The organism is Bradyrhizobium sp. TM233 (assembly GCF_036247965.1).
In the GTDB taxonomy this organism is placed as follows: Bacteria; Pseudomonadota; Alphaproteobacteria; order Rhizobiales; family Xanthobacteraceae; genus Bradyrhizobium; species Bradyrhizobium ottawaense.
The window spans coordinates 726,919-749,420 of the sequence record NZ_BTIG01000001.1; the positions used below are offsets into that span (position 1 = coordinate 726,919).

At 63.6% G+C, this 22,502-nt stretch carries 13 protein-coding genes; 3 read left to right on the forward strand and 10 right to left on the reverse strand.

The features are described from left to right. Positions 1–155: 155 nt before the first annotated feature. Entirely contained in the window at positions 156–1,109 is a 954-nt protein-coding gene (locus AABA86_RS03460; RefSeq protein ID WP_338305737.1) for an ABC transporter permease, read from the reverse strand. 193 nt (positions 1,110–1,302) lie between these two features. After that, positions 1,303–2,958, reverse strand: coding sequence for an ABC transporter substrate-binding protein (locus AABA86_RS03465; protein ID WP_212245824.1), 1,656 nt, complete (start codon positions 2,956–2,958; stop codon positions 1,303–1,305). 199 nt (positions 2,959–3,157) lie between these two features. On the opposite strand from AABA86_RS03465, the gene AABA86_RS03470 reads away from it, so the two are divergent. After that, on the forward strand, positions 3,158–4,753 hold the full coding sequence (locus tag AABA86_RS03470; RefSeq protein ID WP_338305738.1) for an ABC transporter substrate-binding protein: 1,596 nt from the start codon (positions 3,158–3,160) through the stop codon (positions 4,751–4,753). Between the two features lie 338 nt (positions 4,754–5,091). On the opposite strand, the gene AABA86_RS03475 is transcribed toward AABA86_RS03470, so the two are convergent. Continuing rightward, positions 5,092–7,323, reverse strand: coding sequence for a CHASE2 domain-containing protein (locus AABA86_RS03475; RefSeq protein WP_338305739.1), 2,232 nt, complete (start codon positions 7,321–7,323; stop codon positions 5,092–5,094). Positions 7,324–7,397: 74 nt separating this feature from the next. Continuing rightward, positions 7,398–12,749: a VCBS domain-containing protein gene (locus AABA86_RS03480; RefSeq protein WP_338305740.1), complete on the reverse strand. Its 5,352-nt coding sequence runs from the start codon at positions 12,747–12,749 to the stop codon at positions 7,398–7,400. Between the two features lie 658 nt (positions 12,750–13,407). On the opposite strand from AABA86_RS03480, the gene AABA86_RS03485 reads away from it, so the two are divergent. Then, positions 13,408–14,139, forward strand: coding sequence for a transglutaminase-like cysteine peptidase (locus AABA86_RS03485; protein WP_338305741.1), 732 nt, complete (start codon positions 13,408–13,410; stop codon positions 14,137–14,139). Between the two features lie 171 nt (positions 14,140–14,310). Beyond that, positions 14,311–15,423: a lysozyme inhibitor LprI family protein gene (locus tag AABA86_RS03490; protein WP_338305742.1), complete on the forward strand. Its 1,113-nt coding sequence runs from the start codon at positions 14,311–14,313 to the stop codon at positions 15,421–15,423. Between the two features lie 184 nt (positions 15,424–15,607). Here the strand turns inward: AABA86_RS03490 and AABA86_RS03495 are convergent, their stop codons facing one another. From AABA86_RS03495 to AABA86_RS03520, 6 genes are all read right to left on the reverse strand, one after another. After that, on the reverse strand, positions 15,608–16,807 hold the full coding sequence (locus AABA86_RS03495) for an ABC transporter substrate-binding protein (protein WP_212245856.1): 1,200 nt from the start codon (positions 16,805–16,807) through the stop codon (positions 15,608–15,610). 107 nt (positions 16,808–16,914) lie between these two features. Continuing rightward, entirely contained in the window at positions 16,915–18,753 is a 1,839-nt protein-coding gene (locus tag AABA86_RS03500; RefSeq protein ID WP_338305744.1) for an AMP-dependent synthetase/ligase, read from the reverse strand. Positions 18,754–18,847: 94 nt separating this feature from the next. Next, positions 18,848–19,636, reverse strand: coding sequence for an ABC transporter ATP-binding protein (locus AABA86_RS03505; RefSeq protein ID WP_091955832.1), 789 nt, complete (start codon positions 19,634–19,636; stop codon positions 18,848–18,850). 3 nt (positions 19,637–19,639) lie between these two features. Further along, positions 19,640–20,398: an ABC transporter ATP-binding protein gene (locus tag AABA86_RS03510; protein ID WP_212245860.1), complete on the reverse strand. Its 759-nt coding sequence runs from the start codon at positions 20,396–20,398 to the stop codon at positions 19,640–19,642. Next, the gene (locus tag AABA86_RS03515) at positions 20,395–21,546 is read right to left on the reverse strand and encodes a branched-chain amino acid ABC transporter permease (RefSeq protein ID WP_212245862.1); all 1,152 of its coding nucleotides are present in this window, start codon (positions 21,544–21,546) and stop codon (positions 20,395–20,397) included. The genes AABA86_RS03510 and AABA86_RS03515 overlap by 4 nt, the downstream gene beginning before the upstream one ends. 4 nt (positions 21,547–21,550) lie before the next feature. Continuing rightward, the gene (locus AABA86_RS03520) at positions 21,551–22,426 is read right to left on the reverse strand and encodes a branched-chain amino acid ABC transporter permease (protein WP_018321344.1); all 876 of its coding nucleotides are present in this window, start codon (positions 22,424–22,426) and stop codon (positions 21,551–21,553) included. Positions 22,427–22,502: the final 76 nt, after the last annotated feature.

A 22,502-nucleotide genomic window follows, 5' to 3' on the forward strand; every position in this document is an offset into this window, starting at 1 on the left:
ATTTCCATCGTCGTCCCGGCGAAAGCCGGGACCCATAGCCACGAAATGTAATTTGGCGAAGACTCGTAGTGGCCGTCTCGTCCCACAACCGCTTACCGGGGTTATGGGCCCCGGCCTTCGCCGGGACAACACTGAGTGTGTGGCACCTCATCCCGTTAGCCCCGCTTGATGCGCGGGTCGATTGCGGCTTGCGCGATGTCGACCATGAGATTGAGGAACACGAAGAACAGCGCCAGGATCAGGATCGTGCCCTGCAGCAGCGGCAAGTCGCGCTGGAAGATCGCCGAGTTGAGCAGGAAGCCCGAGCCCGGCCAGGAGAATACGGTCTCGATCAGGATCGAGCCGCCGAGCATATAACCGAGTTGAAGCCCCATCACCGCGAGCGCAGTGGGCGCGGCGTTCTTGACGACGTGGCGGAACACGCCGCGCTCATGCAGGCCTTTTGCGCGCAATGCCTCGACAAAATCCTGGCTGAGGATGTCGCCGGTCAGCGCACGCACCGTGCGGGTGACGATGCCCATCGGAATCACCGATGTCGTGATCGCGGGCAGCACGAGGTATTGCAGGTGCGCCCAGTCCCAGGCCCAGGTGGCGGAGCCGCCGGGCCCGGCGCCGACCGCGGGCAGCCAGTTCAGCTGCACCGAGAAGATGATGACGAGCACCATGCCGAGCCAGTAATGCGGCACCGACACGCCCGCGATGGCAAAGGACGTCGCGAGCTTGTCGATCCAGGTCTCGCGGAAATAGCCGGCGATCAGGCCGAGCAGGATGCCCATGGTGAAGCCGATGATCGCGGCGGCAATCGCCAGCGTGACGGTGTTGCTGACCGCGCGCATGACCTCGGCGAGCACGGGGCGCCCCGTCGCAATGGAATTGCCGAGATCGCCGTGCAGCGCGCGCAGCAGCCACAGGCCGAACTGCACCGGTAGCGGGCGATCAAAACCGTAGGCGGTACGGAGCTGCGCGGCGAGTTCCTGCGAGGCATCGGCCGGCAGCACCGCGACCAGCGGATCGCCCGGCGTGATATGCACGAGCAGGAAACACACCAGCGCGACGCTGATGACGATCGGGACGACGTAGACGATGCGTCTGGCGATATAGGCGAGCACTGAATTACCTGACTTGGGAGCGCACGATTGGGTGCGCGGGCTTCAGTAAGGGACGCACGATGCGAGGGTTCCCTCCCCCCTTGCGGGGGAGGGTTAGGGAGAGGGGTAGCCACGCAGGGATCGCCCGTGTGGACCCCCTTCCCCAACCCCTCCCCGCAAGGGGGAGGGGAGCCCTACCAGCGTGCTCTCCTCACTACTTCATCGACACCAGCGAGAAGTCGATGAACCAGCTCTTCGGCTGCACCACGCCGGTCACCTTCGGGCTCATCGCGCGGGGGCCGACGTCGTGGGCGACATAGAGGAAGGCGGCATCGTCAACCGAGGCCGCGTGCAGCTCGGCGAGTGCGGCGTCACGCGCGGCGGGATCGAAGGTCTGGCGCGCTTTCTTCACCAGCTCGTCGAACTTGGGATTGTTGATGAAACCCCAATTGTTCGAGACCGGCGGCGCCATGCCCGATTGCAGGAAGCGCACCAGCGCGAAGAACGGATCCATCGCCGCATAGGTCACGTTGGTCGCGTGCGAACCGTTCGCCGACGGATCCTTGGCGCCGCGGCGCCAGTTGGTGAACAGCGTATTCCATTCGATGACGTCGAGCTGCACATCGAAATAGCATTCGGCAAGGGCCTGCTGGAGATACTCGTTCATCGGCAAGGGCTGCATCTGGCCCGAGCCGGAGGCGGAGGTCTGGGTCTTCACCGTCAGCTTCTTGTTGGGGCCGAAGCCGGCCTCCTGCATCAGCTTTTGCGCAGCTGCCTTGTCGTACTTGATCTCGAAGCTCGGCTTGCCGCGCCAGGGGTGGCCGGGCTCGAAAGTGCCGGTCGCCGGCACCATCAGGCCCGCGAGCAGGCCGTCCTTGAGGCCCTCGCGATCGACGCAGAGGTTCGCGGCCTTGCGCACGCGGATGTCGTTCCAGGGCGAACCCTCGACGCGCGAGAACTGCCAGGGCCAGACATGCGGCTGCTCGTTGGCGTAGAGCTTGAAGCCACGCTGCTTCAGCTCGGGCAGTGCGTCCGGCGCCGGCGCCTCGACCCAATCGACCTGCCCGGAGAGCAGCGCCGCGGTGCGCGCGTTGGCTTCCGGCATCGGCAACAGCACCATCTTGTCGACCTTGGGCACGCGCGCCTTGTCCCAATAGCTCGCGTTCTTGACGAGCTCGAGCCGCTCGCGCGGCGTGAAGCTCGCCATCTTCCACGGGCCAGTGCCCGCGGCATCCTTGGCGAACGCAGTCCAGGCGGCCTGCGACTTGGCCTTGGCGTCGGCGCCTTCCGCCTTGTCGTAGAAGTGCTGCCACTTCGCCGGGCTCGCCATGAAGAGGTTAGTGAGATTGATCGGCAGGAAGCTGTCGGGCTCCTTGGTCGTGAGCTCGACCGTCATGTCGTCGATCTTCCTCGCGGAGGCCAGCGTCGGCATGCGCGAGGCCGTGACGCCGACCTGGCTGGCGTCGAACTGCGGCGCATCCTGCTTCAGCACCTTCTCGACGTTCCACACCACCGCATCCGCGTTGAACGGGGAGCCATCATGGAAGGTGACGCCGGGGCGCAGCTTGAACACCCACTTGGTCTTGTCGGCATCGTCGACCTTCCACTCGGTGGCAAGGCCGGGAATGACGACGCTCGCCTTCTCGGCCGAGGACAGGTCCCAGCCGGTGAGCGCGTCATACATGGTGAGGCCGGTGAAGCGGTTGCCTTCAAAGCCCTGATCGGGCTGGCCCAATGTGCGCGGAATATCGGCAGCGGTCATGCCGATGCGCAGCACGGTGTCGGCGCTGACCTGACGCGGCCATGCAGCCGCCGTCGCTAGAGCGAGCACTGCGATCAATGCCGCGCGCGTGTTCTTCTTAGTAAGCATCGCCTCAATCCTTTTCCGGCTTCGATGACTATTTTTGATGCAATCGTATGCAATGGCTATGCCAAAGAGAAACTTATTCTGCGATTTGGCCCTGCGACGACAAGTCCTTGTAGGTCGCAGGCGGGTCCACGCGCCGCGCTGCCTATTCTGGCATCAAGATTGCAAGTTCGGTCTCGAAATCCCCTGGGAGCTCTGGGCCATGCGTTTTCGTCTATCGATTTGTCTCGCCGTGCTTGCACTGGCGTTGTCCGCAATCCCGGCGCGCGCCGAAACCGTGGTGCGCTACGGCATCTCGATGGCGGACATTCCGCTCACCACCGGTCAGCCCGATCGCGGCGCCGGCGCCTATCAGTTCACGGCCTACACGATCTACGATCCCCTGGTGGCCTGGGAAATGGACGTCGCCGACCGGCCCGGCAAGCTGGTGCCGGGGCTCGCGACCGAGTGGAAGGTGGATGACGCCGACAAGACCAAATGGCGCTTCGCGCTTCGTAAAGGGGTGAAGTTTCACGACGGCAGCGAGTTCAACGCCGACGCGGTGATCTGGAATCTCGACAAGGTGCTCAACGACAAGGCGCCGCAGTTCGACAAGCGGCAGAGCGCGCAGGTGAAGACCCGCCTGCCTTCGGTCGCCAGCTACGCCAAGATCGACGAGTTCACCGTGGAGATCACCACCAAGACGGTCGACTCGTTCTTTCCCTATCAGATGCTGTGGTTCCTGGTCTCCAGCCCCACGCAATACGAGAAGCTCGGCAAGGATTGGGACAAATTCGCGAGCCAGCCCTCCGGCACCGGCCCGTTCAAGCTGACGAAGTTGGTGCCGCGCGAGCTTGCAGAACTCAGCAAGAATCCGGACTACTGGAACAAGAAGCGCATTCCGAAGGCCGACAAGATCGTGCTGGTGCCGATGCCGGAAGCGCTGACCCGCACCAATGCGCTGCTGGCAGGGCAAGTCGACCTGATCGAGACGCCGGCGCCGGATGCCGTGCCGCAGCTGAAAGCCGCCGGCATGAAGCTCGTCGACAACGTCACACCGCATGTCTGGAATTATCATCTCAGCGTGCTGCCGGGCTCGCCCTGGACCGACATCCGCCTGCGCAAAGCGCTGAACCTCGCGATCGACCGCGACGCCGTGGTCGGGCTGATGAATGGCCTTGCCAAGCCTGCCAAGGGCCAGGTCGATCCGTCCAGCCCGTGGTTCGGCAAGCCCGGCTTCGAGCTGAAATATGATCCGGCCGCAGCGAAGAAGCTGGTCGAGGAGGCCGGCTACTCCAAGGCGAAGCCGTTGAAGGCCACTTTCATCATCGCACAGGGCGGCACCGGCCAGATGCTGTCGCTGCCGATGAACGAATTCCTGCAGCAGAGTTTTAAGGAGATCGGCATCGACATCGACTTCAAAGTGGTCGAGCTCGAGACATTGTATACGCATTGGCGCAAGGGCGCGGCCGACGAGATCAACGCCGGCATCACCGCCAACAACATCGCCTATGTCACTTCGGACCCGCTCTACGCCATCGTTCGCTTCTTCCATTCGGGCCAGATCGCGCCGGTCGGCGTCAACTGGGGCGGCTACAAGAACCCGAAGGTGGATACGCTGATCGACGAGGCCAAGCAGACGTTCGATAGCGCCAAACAGGACGAGCTGCTGGCACAGGCGCACGCGCTGATCGTGGACGATGCCACGCTGGTCTGGGTCGTCCACGACACCAACCCGCACGCGCTGTCGCCGAAGATCAAGCAGTTCGTGCAGGCGCAGCACTGGTTTCAGGATTTGACGACGATCGGGATGGAGTGAGGCGGCGACAGCGGTGTCGTAGGGTGGGCAAAGCGAAGCGTGCTTACCACCTCGGCATTGCGGAGTAAGATCGTGGGCACGGCGCTAACGCGCCTTTGCCTAGCCTACGAGAGTTGATGGACGTCGCTGGCGTTTGAGCCAAGCTGCCGTATCAACCACCACTGTCGTCCCGGGCAAGCGCCAGCGCAGACCCGGGATCCATAACCACAGGGAGTCGTTTGACGAAGACTCGTGGTTGCCAATCTCGCGCGGCAACCACTCCCTGGGGTTATGGGTCCCCGCATTCGCGGAGACGACAGCGAGTTTGAGGCGCTGGCAACGCAAACAACGCCTCCCCACTACTTCGTCAGCAGCGCATACGCCCCGCTCCAACCCTCCGGCGGCGGGTTGAGCTGGAAATCCCTGATCCTCGCCTCATAGAGCCTGAACAGCTTTTCCAGCGTGTCGGCGTCTTCGCTGCGGCGGCCGCGTTCGATCGCATCGAGTGCGCCCTGCCAGTCGCGGCTGCGGTAGCAGCCGAGCATCTCGATGGTGATGTTGCGCAGGCGCTGGAAAGCGCCCGACTGCATCACGTCCTCGCGCCCGGCGATGGCGTAGATCACTTCCGGCTCGGTCTTGCCCTTGACCATGATGAAGTCGAGCTCGAGGATCGCGAACTTGTCCTTGGCGGCAAGCGCGGTCCTGGATCCCACGATGATCGGGAAGCCGTATTCCTTCGACTGGCCTTCCAGGCGCGAAGCCAAATTCACGCTGTCGCCGAGCACCGAATAATTCTTCTTCAGGTCCGAGCCCATGTTGCCGACCACGCCGATGCCGGTGTTGAGGCCGATGCCGACATTGAGCGGAATGTAGACATGACCGCCGTCGGCGGCTTCCTGCTCGCGCTCCTTGTTGACCGCGTCGATCTGCTCCAGCATCTGGATCGCGGCCTCGCAGGCGTTGAGCTGGTGCTCGGCATCGTCGAGCGGCGCATTCCAGAACGCCATGATGGCGTCGCCCATGTATTTGTCGATGTAGCCCTTCCGCTCGATGATCACGTCGGTGAGCGGCGTCAGGAAGCGGTTCATCAGCGCAATCAGGCCTTGCGGGTCGTGCTTGTAGCTCTCCGAGATCGTGGTGAAGCCGCGCACGTCCGAGAACATGATCGTCATCTCGCGCTCTTCGCCGCCAAGCACCAGCTTTTCCGGCGACTGCGCCAGCTGCTCGACCAGAACCGGGGACATGTATTGCGCGAACTGCCCGCGGATCTGCACGCGCTGGCGCTGCTCACGCACGAAGCTCGCGAAGATCAGCGTCAGATAGACCGCCGTGGTCGAGAGCAGCGGATAGGTGAAATCGATCAGGTAACGGTACTGCGCGTAGAAGAACCAGGACACGCCGACCAGGATGGCCGCGAAGGTCGCACCCGCGAGCACGAGGCGCACAGGGCCGAGGTTCGGCGTGAAGATGATCACGAGCAGGCCGATGACGAGCGCAGCCAGCAACTCGACGCCGAGCGCATAGTTCGGCTGCGAAATCACCGCGCCGCTCAGCACGCTCTCCAGCACCTGGGCGTGGATCTCGACCCCCGGCATGGCCCGCGAGACCGGCGTGGTCTTGATGTCGTTCAATCCGCCCGCGGAGGTGCCAACCAGCACCAACTTGCCCGCGATCCTGGAGGGCGGCAGACTGTTGTCGAGCACGTCGACTGCGGAAACGTAGATCGAAGGATCGCGGCGGGCATAGTGCACCCAGAGCTGACCGTTCTTGTCGGTCGGAACTTCCACGCCCTTGAGGCGGATCGACCTGATACCAGCCTTGTCCGTGCGGACCAGCAAGGTCGGCGTTCCCGTGACGACGCGCAGGATCTCGAGGCTGAGCGAAGGCATGATGTTGCCCTGGGCGCGCATGATCATCGGCACGCGGCGGATCAATCCGTCACGCTCGGTCCGGATCGAGAACAGCCCGCGACCGGCCGCGATCTTCTCGATGATCGGCACGTTGCGGAGCAGGCCGGGGAATTCGAACAGGAAGCGCTCGGCGCCCTCCTCCCCGAGCGTGGCCACGCCCGTGAACGGAAGTGATTTGTCGAGTTCGGACAAGACCTCCGGAAGCCCGGTCTCGCCCAGCACGACGCGCGAGCGCTTGATCGCGTCGGCGAGGACCTGGTCGTTGCTCGGCAGCTCGCGCAGCTTGGCGCGGGTGGCGTCGTCCAGATAACGCATCTGGCTCGCGACCAGATCCGGGTTGAGCCGGTCGGGCTCCGAGAACACCACGTCGAAGCCGATCGCCACCGCGCCGCTATTGGTGAGGTTCTGGATCAGGTCGGCGATGCGCGTGCGCGGCCACGGCCATTGTCCGAGCCTGGCGAGGCTCTTGTCGTCGATGTCGACGATGACGACCGGCCGCGATGCCTTGTGGCGCGGGTCGATCAGCTGGAACATGTCGAAGGTGCGCAGCCGCAATTCCTGGATCGGCAGCGGATCCCACAGGCGCGCGCCGGCGAATATGACCAGCAGCGCAAGGCACATCAGCCGCGCAAAGCCCAGCTTCCGTGCAAACCACCGCCGCAGGATCTTGAGACGTTTCATGCTGGTGGAATATCACGCATTGACGATCAATGGCAGCGCCGATCGCAGATGCCGACGATCGACGCGCCCAAGCGTCAGGAATGAACGATGAAGTCGCTGGCGTGGAGATTGCCGACGACTGTGTTCTTCAGGAGAATCTTGTCGTTGCTGTCGAGCGTAAGCAAGGTATCGACGCCCTGCTGCGCCGCGTGCTGCGAAACCTGCGTCCAAGACGTGATGCTGGTGAACTGCCGCAGGTCGATCTTGTCGAGGCCGGTCTCGAAGTCATTCACGGTGTGCTGAACCGCGGTCTGCGACGACGTCGGCGCGAACACGAACTGGTCCTTGGCGCCGCCGCCAATCAGCGTGTCGCTCGAATCCGTCGCGAAGATGACGTCCTTGCCGTCGGCGCCTGCCAGAATGATATCCTGGCTGCTCGCTCCCGCGACGAAGATGAAGTTGACCGTGTCGGAGTGGCCGGCCGAATCGGCGACGGTCAGGGTGACCTGGTCGGTCACGGGCGGCTGCGGGTAGTCATCGGCGCTGGCGCCTGTCGGATCGTAGACGACGCCAGTACCGCCGCTCGCGAGGCCCGCGTTGATTGCGTCGAGTGAACCCGTCATCGGAGCGAAATAGACGCTGCTGACGTCCGGATGCGCAGTCGACAGCGTGACGGTGAACGTATCCGCAGCTGCGCCTGCATCGGTATCGACGACGACGAGATCAGTGATGATGTCGTTGCTGTTCTCGATGATGTGCTCGACCTGGAAGCTCCCGGTGTCGATGACCGGGCCGCCGGCCTCGTTCGCGCCCGTCACGTCGATCGTGAGCGTGGCCGTGCCGGTTGCACCGTGCACATCCGTGGTCTGGACCGTGAAGATATCCGCGTAGGACCCGTCGGTCAGCGCGTTGATCGCGGCGGCGTTCGGAACGTAGCTGTAGCTGCCATCGGGATTGACCGTCAGCGTCCCGTAGAGTCCGCCAGCTGTCGTCGCCGCGTGGTGATCCGCATTGATGACGGCATAGGTCAGCGTCGCCGTCTCGCCGGTGTCGACATCGTTGCCCGCCAACGTCCCGGTCAGATCGCAGAAAGTGTCGGCAGCAGGCGTGTCCGAGAGCGGACCGATGTGGAGATCTGCGAGCGTCGGCGCGTCGTTGCTGCCGGCGATGTTGACGGTGACGACTGCACCGGTGCCCGCGCCGACACCATCGGCCGGAACGATCGTGTATTGCAGCGACAGCGTTTGGCCGGCGGCGAGGAAATCGAACGCCTGCCCGTGCGAATTGAAGTTCCAGGTGAACTGCGTATGAGTCGCGGTGCCGTCGAGGATGTCGCCCGAGGGAACAGTGAGATCCGCCAGAAGGTCGGCATTCGACAGCCCGCCGACGCTGTCCGTTTGCAGCACGCCGTTGAGATAGGCCCGCACCTGGCTGACCGACACCGTGACGTGATCGGTCGCATCGACGTCGGAGACCACCAGCACGCCGCGAGTGTCCAGCCCCTCATTGGTTTCCTTGAGGTCGGCAAGGTCGATGTCGAGGCTTTGGGCGGGGTTGACCGAATTGGCGACCGTGTTGCCGCTGCCGCCGCCCAGCTGATAGTACGCGGCCAGATCCGTCTCGTGGCCGCTGAGCGCGGTGAAATCGATCGACTGGATCTGAACCTGGGTCAGCGCGTCGGTCCAGACGCTGACGTCGGCGATCGAGCCGAAGAAGCCTTCCGAGCCAAAGCCCGCTGCACCCGGCTCGCTCGCGCCGCCGATCATCATGTAAGAGTGCGACGGATTGGACGGGCTGCCGTCGATCGGGTTGACCGACCATGCCTGCGAATATTCGAGATGGCCGTCGAGATAGAGCGAGAAGGTGCCGTTCTCGCGGGTCAGCGCGATGTTGTGCCACTGTGACGCGGCGATTGCCACGCCGGTATCGGCGATCTGGACGCCGCCCGCGAGGATCTGCAGCTCCATCGTGCCGTTGGCATTGACCGTGCCGAGCAGGCCAAAGCCCGTCGTCGAGGTGTTGCCGTTGTAGAACAGGATCTGGCCGTGACCAGCCTCGGCGCCGCCGTTCCAGTTCACCCGGCCGTCCAGCGTCACGTCATCAGTGGCGACCGTCGGCGCGGCGCCGACCGCGATGGTGTGGCCGTCGAAGCCCATGTCGTCCGACGTGGCGTAGGAGACGGTCGGCGCATCGTTGGTGCCGGTGATGGTGACGGTGACGTCCTGGCTGATCTTGCCGCCATGCTGGTCGTCGAACGTCACGGTGTAGACCTGGGTGATCGTCTGCCCTTCCGCGAGCGACTGCAGCACGGGATCGTTGTTGTCGAGCGTGAAGTGCCAGCCCAACGTCGCACCGTTGTTACCGTCAGTGCTGGATTCGGACACCGCATCGATCGTGAAGGTGCCGATATGCGAGCCGGTCCCGAAGCCCGGCAGGTTCGAGCTGACCGACGAAGATTTGAACGACCACGCCGCCGTGTGGGTGTCGGTCAGGTCCAAATCCTGGATCGCCAGGGTGCCGTCGGCTGTGAGCGAGGCGCTCTCATCCTCGGTCACCGCGCCCGTCGCTGCGGCGGCATCGCTCGTGATCGTCGGTGCATCATTGACGCCCGTGATCGTGACGGTGACGTCCTCGCTGACGGTACCGCCATGATGATCGTCGAACGTAACGGTATAGACCTGCGTGATGGTCTGGCCCTGCGCCAGCGACTGCAGCATTGCATTGCTGTTGTCGAGGCTGAAGTGCCAACCCAGCGTCGCGCCATTGCTCGTGTCGGAGTTGTACTCGAGCACCGACTGATCGATCGTGAACGTACCGACGTGCGTGCTGTCGGCATCGAAGCCCGGCAGAGCCGAGCTGATGGACGACGACTTGAACACCGCCTGCGCCGCATGGGTGTCGATCAGGTCGAGATCCTGGATAGCCAGCGTACCGCCGATCGACAGCGTCAGGTCCGCGTCCTCGACGACATGACCTGTCGCCGCCGCGGCACCGCTGGTGACTGTCGGCGCGTCGTTCTTGCCGGTGATGACGACTGTGACGTCCCGGGTGACCGTCCCACCGTGATGGTCGTCGATCCTGACAGTATAGACCTGCGTGATGGTCTGCCCTTCAGCCAGCGACTGGAGCACCGGGTCGTTGTCGTCGAGCGTGAAGGTCCAGCCCACTGACCCGCGGGAGCTGGCGCCCGGGCTTTCATTCACTGAGCCGAGGCTGAACGTGCCGACATGCGAGGTGCCGTCGCTGAAGCCCGGCAGATGCGCGCTCGAACTCGTCGACTTCAGCGAGAAACTCGCGCTGTGCGTATCCGTAAGATCAGGATCGTTGAAGGCGATGATCCCGTTGGCGGCGAGCGTGGCCGCCGTGTCCTCGGTCACCGCACCGGTCGGGATGGTGTCGTCCTCGACGATCGTCGGCACGTCGTTGGTGCCCTCGACATTGACGTCCGCACCGTTGATCGACACCGTGATCGGGGTGCTGACGACGCCGCCGTGTCCGTCGTCGACCTGCACCACATAGTTGAGGGTCAGTTTCTCGCCTTTGGCGAGGAAATCGAAAAGATGGTCGGGAACGCTGTAGGTCCAGGTGGCCGAGCCGTTGTTGCCGTTCCCCGCGCCCTGTACCACGGTCAGCGGCACCTCGACGGCGGCGATCGCCGCGAGTTGCTGCGGCGTCAGCGTCGACGTGATATCGTTACCTTCGGCATCGAGATATTTGAACGGCTGCGTGGACGAGAGCGCGGCATTCACGATCGGCCGGTCCGTCAGGTCGACGTCGGTGAAGGTGACGGTGCCTGTGATGGTATCCAGAGCCTCGTTGCCGGTCCCGACCTTCTCGATGACGGTTCCACCCGACGTCGCGACGGTGGGCTTGTCGTTCGTGCCCGTGACCGTAATGGTGATCGGGATGAGCTTCGACTCTGGGCTGACTGAGAAATTGGTGTCGACGCGGACCATGTAGGTCAGCGTCAGCGTTTCGCCGGCGGCGAGGAAGTCGAAGACTTTGTCCGGGATCGTGTAAGTCCAGACCGCCGAGCCGTTGTTTTCGTTGGCAGCGTCGGGGGCGACGTTGATCTGGATCTGCGTCGCCGCGATGTCCTGCTTCTGGAGCGCCGAGAGCGAGCCGGTGACATCGTACTGGCCGGCGTCCTTGTAGACGTAGTTCGGCGCTTCGGCGAGGCTGACGCTCACCGTCGGTCGGTCGCCGAGGTTCTGATCGACGAATCTGATCAGGCCGGAAATCGTATCGGAATGCGTGTCGCCGGTCGCGTCAGCACGCTCGGTCAGCGCGAACGCCGTCTTCACGTTGCCGCCGGCGTCGAAGCTCTGCACAATCGGCTGGCCGGGGATACGCACGATGGGCGGCGCGGACGTGCTGGGCGCCTCCGATCCCTGCGGATTGAGATTGACGAATGTCGCGGTCGCGACGGCGCCGCCCCCCGACTTGAACACCACCTCCAGACCCATCGGCGTGAGCGTGTCGGTGAAGTTCGTGGTCAGCTTGGTGTTGGTGTTGTTGTCGGTGAACTTCAGCGTGAACACGTCCGTGATCAGCTTCTGCACGTCCGGCGACATCAGCGCATTGGAGATCGAGACGTTGCCGCCGCTGATCTGGATCATCTGGCCGGCCTGGTTGACCGTCGCGATCGGCAGCAGCGTGACCTTGTCGAACAGGATATAGGAGCCCGTCGTGCCGTTCGGCTCGACCAGCACCTGGAAGCTCGCCTGCGGCTGCGGATCGCCGCCACCGGCGGGAACGACGAAGTTGATCTGGGTCAGCACGGCGGTGCCGCGGATGCCCATGGTGGCAACCGGCGTATCGATCTTCATGTCGCCGTGCTTGGCGGTCTCGCCGGCGACGAAGGTGATGGTGCCGGCAACCAGGCTGAGCAGCGAGGAATTGCTCGACCCGTTGGGGTCGTAGACCATCTCGTTCAGCACCATCCGCGCATTCGAGGACAGGCCGAATACGGTGCCGTCGATGAAGGTGATGCCGAGCGTGGAATCCGCGCCGGTCGAGACCACGTCACCCTTCTCGACGTTGTCGCCGTTGTTCAGGATGACCGAGACGCCGTTGCGGATCGCGGTCGCGCTGCCCACGAGCTTGGTGACATGGCCGATGACCTGGGCTGCGGCCGCGCCGCCGGGGGCGGCTTGAGCGACCTGGACATGGCCCGTAAGCGCGTTGACGATTTCGCCGGTGAGATGGGCGCCGTCGGGCGAGGCGAGCGCGGCGCGCTTGTCGCCCCTGAAATAATCGTGAACGACGAACTCGTGCCCCTCGTGGGACAGCACGAGATCAAGACCCGCGCGCTTGAACTCGGCGTTGAAGATCAGGTTGGGGTCGGGAACAACGAACGCGCCCTCGGGCACGTGGCCATGCGCCTTCGCCGTGAAGGAATCGACATGAGCGCCGCCGGCGGGCGAGCGGGAACCCTGGCCGTCCAAGGAAATCGCGGCGTCAAATTGGCCAGCGTAGTTCAACCGGGCACCGTAAAAAGGGTTAAAATCTAAGTAAGTATCGACCGCCTAAGCTTGCATAGCATTAGCAAGTCCTTAGCGATACCATCTATTGCTTGTGTGATTTCGCATCACTTGGCCGCAGGAGGCCCCACGGCTTGGCGCCGCTACAGAGAAGCGAAAGTAATCTTTCAAATATTCGGAAGTCGAATTCGGCCTGTTTCCACGCATTTCCAGTCATCCAAAGTAATCTGCCGCATAGGGACGGAACAGATACTTGCGCCATCTTTCCTTCGCGAGGTCCCGCGGCATCCTGCGGCAAATACGGAGTTAAATCTGTGACCTAACTAACAGAACCCCATGAAATAGGGGGGCGTTAGCCATAGGACCCAGATTCGGCACTCCCCACAACCTGTGTCTGCAATTGGTTCCATTTCGCGGCAGCCGGACACCTCCTAGCCGGCGAATCGTAAAATTTTACGCAATTTGGGCAGGTCCATTTCAGGCTGTTCCCCGGTTTTGGAACCCCAGCCGGGCGCGTTAAGCAGAACAAAACGGCCCGTCTCGCACTATCTCCGCGAAAGCAACAAAGCCCGGCACGTTCAGGTCGAGGGGGATCTGGCGAAGCTTGGGAAGGGGATGTCAGATGGAGACCGCTGCTCGCTCGCGCGCCTGGCGCGCAATCCTTGTCCTGTGCGGATTGGTCCTGCTCGGATCAGCCGCTGAGCTTCGCGCCGGCACGCTGCTGTCGCCGGGCGCAGGTCTTCTCGTGCGCAAATCCGCCGAGCCGTTCGGCGTGTTCGCCTTCGCCATCTCCGCCGGCAGCCTGCAACAGAAATGGCTCGCGCTGAAGGACAAGCTCGACGGCGACATGGTGCAGCTCGCGTTATGCGACGGTGACCGGGACAATTGCGCTTCGCCCGCGGCCCTGAAGCTGCTCGCCATCGTCGACCAGGCCCGCGCCCGCGACGGCCGCGCACGGCTCGGCGAGACCAACCGCGCCATCAACCTTGCCATCCGGGCCGCCAATGACGGCATCGACGACGTCTGGAGCTCGCCGCTAGCGACCTTCGCGCGCGGCGCCGGCGACTGCGAGGACTATGCCATCGCCAAGCTGGCCGCGCTGCGGCTGGCGGGCGTGGCGCCTGAGGACCTCCGCATCCTCGTGGTGCGCGACGTCAGGGCCGGCGAGGAGCACGCGGTTGTCGCCGCGCGTCTCGACGGCCACTGGCTGATGCTCGACAACCGCCGCATGGCAATGGTCGAGGACGACGCTGCGCGGAGCTACCAGCCGCTGTTCGCGCTCCATCAGTCGGCCGTGATGAAATATGTCGACGAACCGATGCAGGTCTCGATGGCGGCCGCCGAGGCACACTGATCTATCTTGTAGCCCGGATGGAGCGCAGCGCAATCCGGGATTCCCACCACTAAAGCCGGTCCCGGATTGCGCTGCGCTCCATCCGGGCTACGAACCTCCGTTCACCAAAAGCCCATTCCACCACGCGATCCGGGCGGCTAGCATGGCCACGGCTTTGCGGGGGCGACTGGAATGCGGTTCATCGTGCTGACTGTGATTGCGCTGCTGCCGCTCGCCTCACCCGCGTCAGCGCAGTCCGACCGCTCCATCGCCGATCAGCTGCCGCTGTTCGCCAAGAACAACTGCCAGCAGATTCGCGACCCCGGCAATCAATTGTTCTGCGGCGATGCCACGCTTGCCGCCGCCGCCGAGAAGCTGAACATCGCGATCGAGGCGCGGCTCGCCCGCCTGCCCGATCGCCTGCCTGCGATCGAAGAGAACGCGATCTGGATCCGCCAGCGCAATCTCGGCTGCGGCATCGTCGGCCAGACCGCGATCCGTCCCGACGATTTCGAGCGGGTGAGGGCGTGCCTGCTCAAGGTGACCGAGGAGCGCGCCGCGATCGTGCGCGATCCGGATTTCGACTGTCTGGCGGCCAACACCGCGGCGGGCGCGGTGATCTGTGCGGACCCGTCGCTGGCGCTCGCCGAAACGGAGCTCAATGGCCAGGTGCTCGGCCTGATCGGCAGACTGGACCCGACCGCGGCGCGCTTTGCCTTCGCCGAATATGGCAGGTGGACACGAGAGCGCGATCGCAAATGCAATCTGGTCGGCAAGGAGAACGTGCCGCTCCAGGAGCTCGAATCCGCAGAGGATTGCCTCGCCGACCATTTGAAGCACAAAGCCGACGACATCCGAGCGGCGAAGGGCGATCCCAAGAAGGTGTTCGGCCGGCAGGTCGCGGCCCGCATCCCCGACACCGACGCGGTCGACTTCTGCGCGGCGCGGATCCATGCGGCCAATTCGTGCGGCAGCTTCCTCCGCATCAACCGCGTCTACGCGCTCGACAGCCAGGTGACCGAGCAGGAGGCGCAGGTCACCGGCGAAATCGAGATGGCGGTGCTGGCGCCCTTCACCATGTGCAGCAAGGTCGCATCCAGCTGCACCGGCACCTGCTGGGACGCCAGGACGGGTCGTCCGCAGCCCAGCGCCGCCAACAAGGAGCGTTCGGCAGAAGCCTTCAACGTGACGCGTCGCCTGAGGATCCAGCGCACTTTTGCGTTCGTCAAAGCCGCCGACGGCTGGCGCTGCAGGGAGGACGAACTGGCCCCGGTGAATTCGGGGACGGCGAGCGGGGGATCGTAGGTGCTTCTCCCTGCTCCCCTTGTGGGAGAAGGTGGCGCGCGCGAGCGCGACGGATGAGGGGTTCTTTCACACGCTAGACTATTCGTGAGGATAGAGACCCCTCACCCGGCTCGACGCTACGCGGCGAGCCACCCTCTCCCACAAGGGGAGAGGGTGCACTGAACTCGCCGCGAGAGAGTCCGCATCAAAACATCAGATTGTCCTTCACCAGGACCCAACGGCCGTTCTTCACCTGCTGCACCTGGGTGACCGTGGTGGCGAGATGGTTGGTCTTCGAGAACACGGTCGGCGGCGAATTGAAGATATCCTGGAACTTGTCGCCGGACTCCAGCGCGTCGAGCATCTTCTGGCCAGTGAGATCCTTGCCAGCCTTGTTGGCATAATGCGCGAACGTCATCACCGCATTGTAGCCGATGATCGCCTGAGTGTTGGCGTCGGCGTTGAACATCTTCTTGTAATTGACGAGCCAGTCCTTCACCTTTCCCTTCGCGGTGTCTTCGTAGGGAATTTCGAAGTTCGAAGCGGCATACAAGCCTTCCACCACTTCCTTGCCGAGCGCCGGCACTTCGAGCACGTTGACGGGCGTGGCACCGAGGAAGGTGACCTCCCAGCCGAGCTTCCTGGCCTCGGTCATGGTGCCGATAGGCTCACGGAGAACCGCGCCGAGCACGACGAGGTCGCAGCCGTCGGACTTCATCTTGGCGACCTGCGCCGAGAAGTCGGAGGCGCCGCGCTTGTAGCTCGTGATCGAGGCCGGCTGCACCTTCATGGCGGCGAGCTGCTGGTTAAAACCATCGAGCACGTTTTTTCCGTACTCGTCATCCTGATGCATGATGCACGGCTTCTTGAAATTCTTTGCCTCAATCATGTATTTGAGCGCTGCGCGCGTGCTCTCGACATAGGGCAGGAGGTTGTTGAACTTCAGCCGCTCCTGCGGCTTGGCCGCATCGAACTTGAAGGTGAACTCGGCCGCCGTCAGCGGGAAGAGCTGAAGCACGCCGGCGTCGAGCAGGATATCCTGCGCAGCGAGCACGGTCGGCGATCCCATTGGTCCCACCATCGCGAAAATCTTGTCGCGCTCGATCAGCTTTTGCGAAGCCAGCACGGCTTTCTTCGGATCGTAGCCGCTATCCTCGACGACAAGCTTGATCTTGCGACCCTGGACGCCGCCCGCCGCGTTGATCTCCTCGACCGCCATCTTCATGCCGTTGGAGACCGGCACGCCCCAGCCCTTGATCGGCCCCGACAGGTCCTGATGCGTGCCGATGACGATCTCGGATGCCGAGATGCCCTCATTGGTGACCTTGGTTTGAGCGGTGGCCGGCAGACAGGTCAGCGCAAGGGCGCTCACCGCCAGGCCCAGCGCCTTCAGCGATTTCGACATTGCAGTCTCCTCCTTCAGTGGCCCGTGTTGAGCGAAGGATCGGGCCTCTCAAGCCTTCGCCGTTTTCTCAAATCCATCTCTCTTGAGCATGATCCTCCGGATCATGCTCACGCCACCGCGCGCTCGCGATACATCGCCTCGATCTCGGCGGCGTAGCGCTTGTTCACGAAGCCGCGCTTCAGCTTCATGGTCGGCGTCAGCTCCTCATCCTCCGGCGTGAGCTGGCGTTCGATCAGGTAGAACTTCTTGATGGTCTCGACGCGGGCAAAATTGCCGTTGACCTGCTCGATCTCGCGCCCGATCAGGTCCTGGATCTCCGTCGCCCGGCACAGGCTCGCGTAGTTGGTGAAGGGAATGTCGTGGTCCTGGGCGAACTTCTCGACGTTCTCCTGGTCGATCATCACGAGGCAGGTCAGATACGGACGCTTGTCGCCGATCACGACCGCATCGGAGATGTAGGGCGAGAACTTGAGCTGGTTCTCGATCTCGGACGGCGTGACGTTCTTGCCGCCGGAGGTGATGATGATGTCCTTCATCCGGTCGGTGATCCGGACGAAGCCCTCGTTGTCGATGGTGCCGACGTCGCCGGTGTGCAGCCAGCCGCGGGAATCGATGGTCTCGGCGGTCTTCTCCGGCTGGTTGAGATAGCCCATGAACAGGAAGTCGCCCTTGATCAGGATCTCGCCGTCGGGCGACAGCGCGACTTCGCCCCAGGATACGGCGGTGCCGACCGAGCCGAGCTTGATCCGCGTCGCCGGCATCATGGTGGCGACGCCGCAATTCTCAGTCTGGCCGTAGAGCTCGTGCATGTCGATGCCGAGCGCGAGATACCAGCGGATCAGCTCCGGCGCGATTGGCGCTGCGCCGGTGAAGGCGACGCGGCAGCGATCGAGCCCGATCATGCGGCGGATGTTGCGGAATGCGAGCCGGTAGGCGATCCGGCTTGCGAGGTGCAACGACAGCGGCGGCGGCTTGCCCTCGATCCGGTAATCGACCATGCGATAGCCGATGCCGATAGCGCGGCGATAGACCCATTGCTGGAGCGGGGTCGCATCCTTCAGCGCGATGGTGATGGCGGAATAGAATTTCTCCCAGATGCGGGGGACCGCGAGGAAGATGGTCGGCTGCACCTCGCGCAAATTGTCCGGCACCGTCTCCGGGCTCTCGGCGAAATTCATCACCGAGCCAAGCGCGACCGAGATGTAGTAGCCGCCGATGCGCTCGGCGACGTGGCACAGCGGCAGGAAGATCAGCCTGTCCTCGTCCTCTTGCGCCGGGATGAAGTCATTGGCGTGACGCATCTGGTGCGTGACGCTGCGGTTGGCGTGCATCGCGCCCTTGGGCGGACCGGTGGTGCCGGACGTATAGACCAGGATGGCGAGATCGCCGGCGCTGCGGCTATCGATCATCTCCTGCCACAGCGCCTCGCGGCCGACCATGTGATTGCGGCCGAGCGCGCGAAACTCGTCGAGCGACATCACCATGTCGTCGGAGAAGCCGCTGAGGCCCTCCATGTCGAACACGATGATCTTCTGCAGGCTCGCGCAGCGCGCGCGGCAGGCGAGGATCTTGTCGAGCTGCTCCTCGTCCTCGGCGAAGATCACCTTCGTCCGGGAATCGTTGACGAGATATTCGACCTGGGACGACGCATCGGTCGGGTAGATGCCCGAAGCGACGCCGCCGGCGCACAGGATGCCCATGTCGGCATGGACCCATTCCGGCACGGCGTTGGCGATGATGGAGGCGACATCGCCGGGCATGAAGCCGGTCGCATGAAGCGCGTAGGCGATCTCTTTCGATATCGCCAGCCATTCGCGCCAGCTTGTCGGCTGCCAGATGCCGAATTTCTTCTCGCGGATGGCCGGCCGATCGCCCCGCGTCTCCGCAGCGCACAAGAAGCTCTTCGCGATCGTATCAGCGACCGTCAGCACCGCCGGTCGGGCCATGCACGTCTCCTCCTTGTCGCCTGCCTCCGCTGCCTGCCTTGCCGGCGGTCTATGTCATACGGATGGGCTCGTCCATTTAACGCCAAGTCTGCCCCTAACGCCACGTCTTCTTCTTTTTCCAGCGCCGCTCGCCTCGCGCGCCCGCTTCCTTGGCGCCAAGGTAGAACTCCTGAATGTCCTGGGAATGCATCAAGCGGTCGCAGGTGTCGTTCATCACGATGCGGCCGATCTCCAGCACGTAGCCGTAATGCGCCGTCTCCAGCGCCACCTTGGCGTTCTGCTCGACCAGCAGGATCGACATGCCCTGCTCCTCGTTGACGCGGCGGATGATGGTGAAGATCTCCTTCACCAGCAGCGGCGACAGGCCGAGCGAGGGTTCGTCGAGCAGCAGCAGCGTCGGACGGTTCATCAGGGCGCGTCCGATCGCGAGCATCTGCTGCTCGCCGCCGGAGAGCTGGCCGGCTGGCTGGTTGATGCGCTCCTTCAGCCGCGGAAAGTAACCATAGACGCGTTCGAGATCCTCCGCGACGCCGTCACGGTCCTTGCGCGGATAGGCCCCCATCATCAGGTTCTCGCGCACCGAGAGGAACGGGAACACTTCGCGCCCCTCCGGCACGTGGCTGAGGCCCAGCCGCACGATCCGGTCGGCCTCCATGCGCTGGATCGGCTTTCCCAGGAATTCGATCGAGCCCTTCTGTGGGTCGAGAATGCCGGAGATGGTCTTCAGCACCGTGGTCTTGCCGGCGCCATTGGCCCCCAGCAGGGTGACGATGCGGCCGCGCGGCACCTCCAGCGAGATGCCGCGGATCGCCATGATCGGCCCGTAATAGCTCTCGATGTTGGAGAGTTTTAAGATGATCTCGGGCGTGACAGCGGCATCCATGCGTCAGGCTCCCAGATACGCGGCGACGACGTCGGGGTGCTGCTGCACTTCAGCGGGCGAACCCATCGCCAGCACCCTTCCATAATTCAGCGCGATGACGCGATCGGAGACGCGGTTGACCAGCGACATGTCGTGCTCGACCATCAGCACGGTGATGCCGAGCTCGCTCCTCATGTCGCGGATCCAGAACGACATGTCGTCGGTCTCCTCGACATTGAGGCCGGACGACGGCTCGTCGAGCAGGATCAGCTTCGGCTCCGAGCACAGCGCGCGCGCGAGCTCGATCACCTTGCGCACGCCATAAGGCAGGCCGGAGATCAGCTTGTCGCGATAGGGCTCGAGATCGAGGAACTCGATGACCTGCTCGACCCGGCGGCGATGCACTTTCTCGTTGGCGCGCACGCTGGGCAGGAACAGCAGCTCCTGCCAGAGCTGCGTGGTCGAATGGCGGTGACGGCCGACCAGGAGATTGGAGAGGACGGTCGCGTTCTCGAACAGCTCGATGTTCTGGAAGGTGCGCGCGATGCCGAGCTTGGCGATGTCGTAGGGCGGCTCTTCCGTGATGTCCTGGTCCTCGAAGAAGATGCGGCCCGAGGTCGGCCGGTAGATCCGCGAGATCAGGTTGAAGATCGAGCTCTTGCCGGCACCGTTCGGCCCGATGATCGAGAGGATCTCGCCATTCTCGACCGCGAACGAGACCGCGTCGACGGCCTTGAGGCCCCCGAAATGCAGCGACAAATTCTCGGCGCGGAAATAGCTCATCGGTTCCGCTCCGACTTCACGTAGATCTTCTGCCGCTTGAAGGTCGCGCGCTTGTAGAGCGGGAACAGCTGGAAGAACAGCTTGATCTTGAGCCAGCGGCCGTAGAGCCCGAGTGGCTCGAACAGCACGAACAGCACGATGATGATGCCGTAGATCGCGCCCTTGAGGCCGTTGAGCGAGGCGAAGGCCGCGACCTTGGACTGGATGCTGGCCGCAGTCGCCGTGCCCGCCCCAAACGTTGCGGCGATACCGGCGATCATGCCGGGCATGTCGTCCTTCAGGTACGTCAGGAATGGATCGATCATCACGATGAAGATCGCCCCCAGTACCGCGCCGTGCAGGCTGAAGGTGCCGCCGATCAGGATCACGATGATGAACTCGATCGAGAGCTGGAGCGTGAACATCTCCGGCGAGATGAAGGAGAGCTTGTGCGCGAACAGCACGCCGGCGAAGCCGGTGATCGCCGCCGAGATCGCAAACGACTTCACCTTGTAGAGCGCGACGTTGACGCCCATGCTGCGCGCCGCCGTCTCAGAGTCGCGGATCGCGACGAAGGCACGTCCCGTCGGCGAGCGCAGCAGATTGAGCGTGCCGACGATGGTCAGCACCAGCACGGCGAGGCAGAGGAAATAGAAGGTCGGGCTGTCGCGCGGGACGGTGACGCCGAAGAGCGACAGTGTCTTGACCCGCATGCCCTCGTTGCCGTTCGTGACGCTTTCCCAGCGCGCCAGGATCTCCTCGACGATCAGGGCAAAGGAGATGGTGGCGATGACGAGGTAGATGCCGGTCAGGCGCAGGGCGGGAAAGCCGACCATCGCGCCGATGATTCCGGTCAGACCTCCGGCGGCGAGGAAATAGATCGGGAACGGCACGTTGTATTTCTGCAAGTAAGCCGCCGTGTAGGCCCCGATGGCGAGGAATGCGGCGTGGCCGAGCGAGGCCTGGCCGGTAAAGCCGGTCAGGATCAGCAGCGCGACGCCGACGATCGCATAGATGCAGACGAAGACGAGCTGGCTCATCAGATAGCTGGAGAGCACATAGGGCGCGATCAACAGCAGCGCGAGCAGGATGCCGTAGGAGACCAGATAGCCCGAATGCGGGAACAGCTTGATGTCGTCCTCATAGTCGGTCTTGAACAGGAAGCGCATGCGTTCAGACCTTCTTGCGGACGTGGTGGCCGAACAGACCTTCCGGCTTCAACAGCAGCACGGCGAGCAGCACGAGGTACGGCGCGACATCCTTCCAGCCTTCGGGCAGGTAGAAGCCGGCCATGCTCTCGATCACGCCGATCAGGACGCCGCCGACCACGGCGCCCGGGATCGAACCGAAGCCGCCGAGGACCGCGGCGGGAAACGCCTTCAGGCCGAGCACGAGGCCGACATTGGAATGGATGAAGGTGATCGGCGCCAGCAGCACGCCGGCGCAGGTTGCGACCGCCGCGCTGATCGCCCAGACGATCGACACCACGCGCTTGACCGGGATGCCCATGTAGTAGGCCGCGAGCATGTTCTCGGAACTGGCGCGCATCGCCGTGCCGAGCGTGGTCTTGTTGAAGAAGAGATAGAGCAGCGTGCACAGGATCATCGTCGCCGCGATCACCGAGAGCTTGTCGTAGGCGAGCACCAGCGAGCCGATGCGGAGCACGCCCTGGCTGAACGGGGTCTCGATCTTCAGATCATCGGTGCCCCAGATCATGCCGGCGACCGAGCGCAGGAAATAGCCGAGGCCGATGGTGGCCATGATGATGGAGAATTGCGGATAGCCGAGGATCGGCCGCACCACCACCCGTTCCGCCAGCATGCCGAACAGCGCCATCGCGGCCACCGCACCGGCAAAGCCGATCCAGTAGTTCAGGCCCATCATGCCGATGAAGGTGAAGGCGAAGAAGCCGCCGAGCATCATCAGATCGCCCTGGGCGAAATTGACGACCTCGGTGGCCTTGTAGACGAGCACGAACCCGAGCGCGATCAGGCCGTAGACGCAGCCGAGCGCAACACCGCTGACCAGCTGCTGAACGAAATCCAGCATCGCCGCGCATCCTCCCGATGCAACCGGCGGCTCTTCCCGACCGCCTTGCCGCATCTTGTGTCCAGTCGCTACGCAG

Excerpts from the sequence above, each read along its gene's own strand:
- AABA86_RS03490 (WP_338305742.1), top strand. The coding sequence starts at position 14,311 with ATGCGGTTCATCGTGCTGACTGTGATTGCGCTGCTGCCGCTCGCCTCA.
- AABA86_RS03475 (WP_338305739.1), bottom strand. The coding sequence starts at position 7,323 with ATGAAACGTCTCAAGATCCTGCGGCGGTGGTTTGCACGGAAGCTGGGC.
- AABA86_RS03505 (WP_091955832.1), bottom strand. The coding sequence starts at position 19,636 with ATGGATGCCGCTGTCACGCCCGAGATCATCTTAAAACTCTCCAACATC.
- AABA86_RS03500 (WP_338305744.1), bottom strand. The coding sequence starts at position 18,753 with ATGGCCCGACCGGCGGTGCTGACGGTCGCTGATACGATCGCGAAGAGC.
- AABA86_RS03520 (WP_018321344.1), bottom strand. The coding sequence starts at position 22,426 with ATGCTGGATTTCGTTCAGCAGCTGGTCAGCGGTGTTGCGCTCGGCTGC.
- AABA86_RS03465 (WP_212245824.1), bottom strand. The coding sequence starts at position 2,958 with ATGCTTACTAAGAAGAACACGCGCGCGGCATTGATCGCAGTGCTCGCT.
- AABA86_RS03470 (WP_338305738.1), top strand. The coding sequence starts at position 3,158 with ATGCGTTTTCGTCTATCGATTTGTCTCGCCGTGCTTGCACTGGCGTTG.
- AABA86_RS03515 (WP_212245862.1), bottom strand. The coding sequence starts at position 21,546 with ATGCGCTTCCTGTTCAAGACCGACTATGAGGACGACATCAAGCTGTTC.
- AABA86_RS03510 (WP_212245860.1), bottom strand. The coding sequence starts at position 20,398 with ATGAGCTATTTCCGCGCCGAGAATTTGTCGCTGCATTTCGGGGGCCTC.
- AABA86_RS03485 (WP_338305741.1), top strand. The coding sequence starts at position 13,408 with ATGGAGACCGCTGCTCGCTCGCGCGCCTGGCGCGCAATCCTTGTCCTG.
- AABA86_RS03495 (WP_212245856.1), bottom strand. The coding sequence starts at position 16,807 with ATGTCGAAATCGCTGAAGGCGCTGGGCCTGGCGGTGAGCGCCCTTGCG.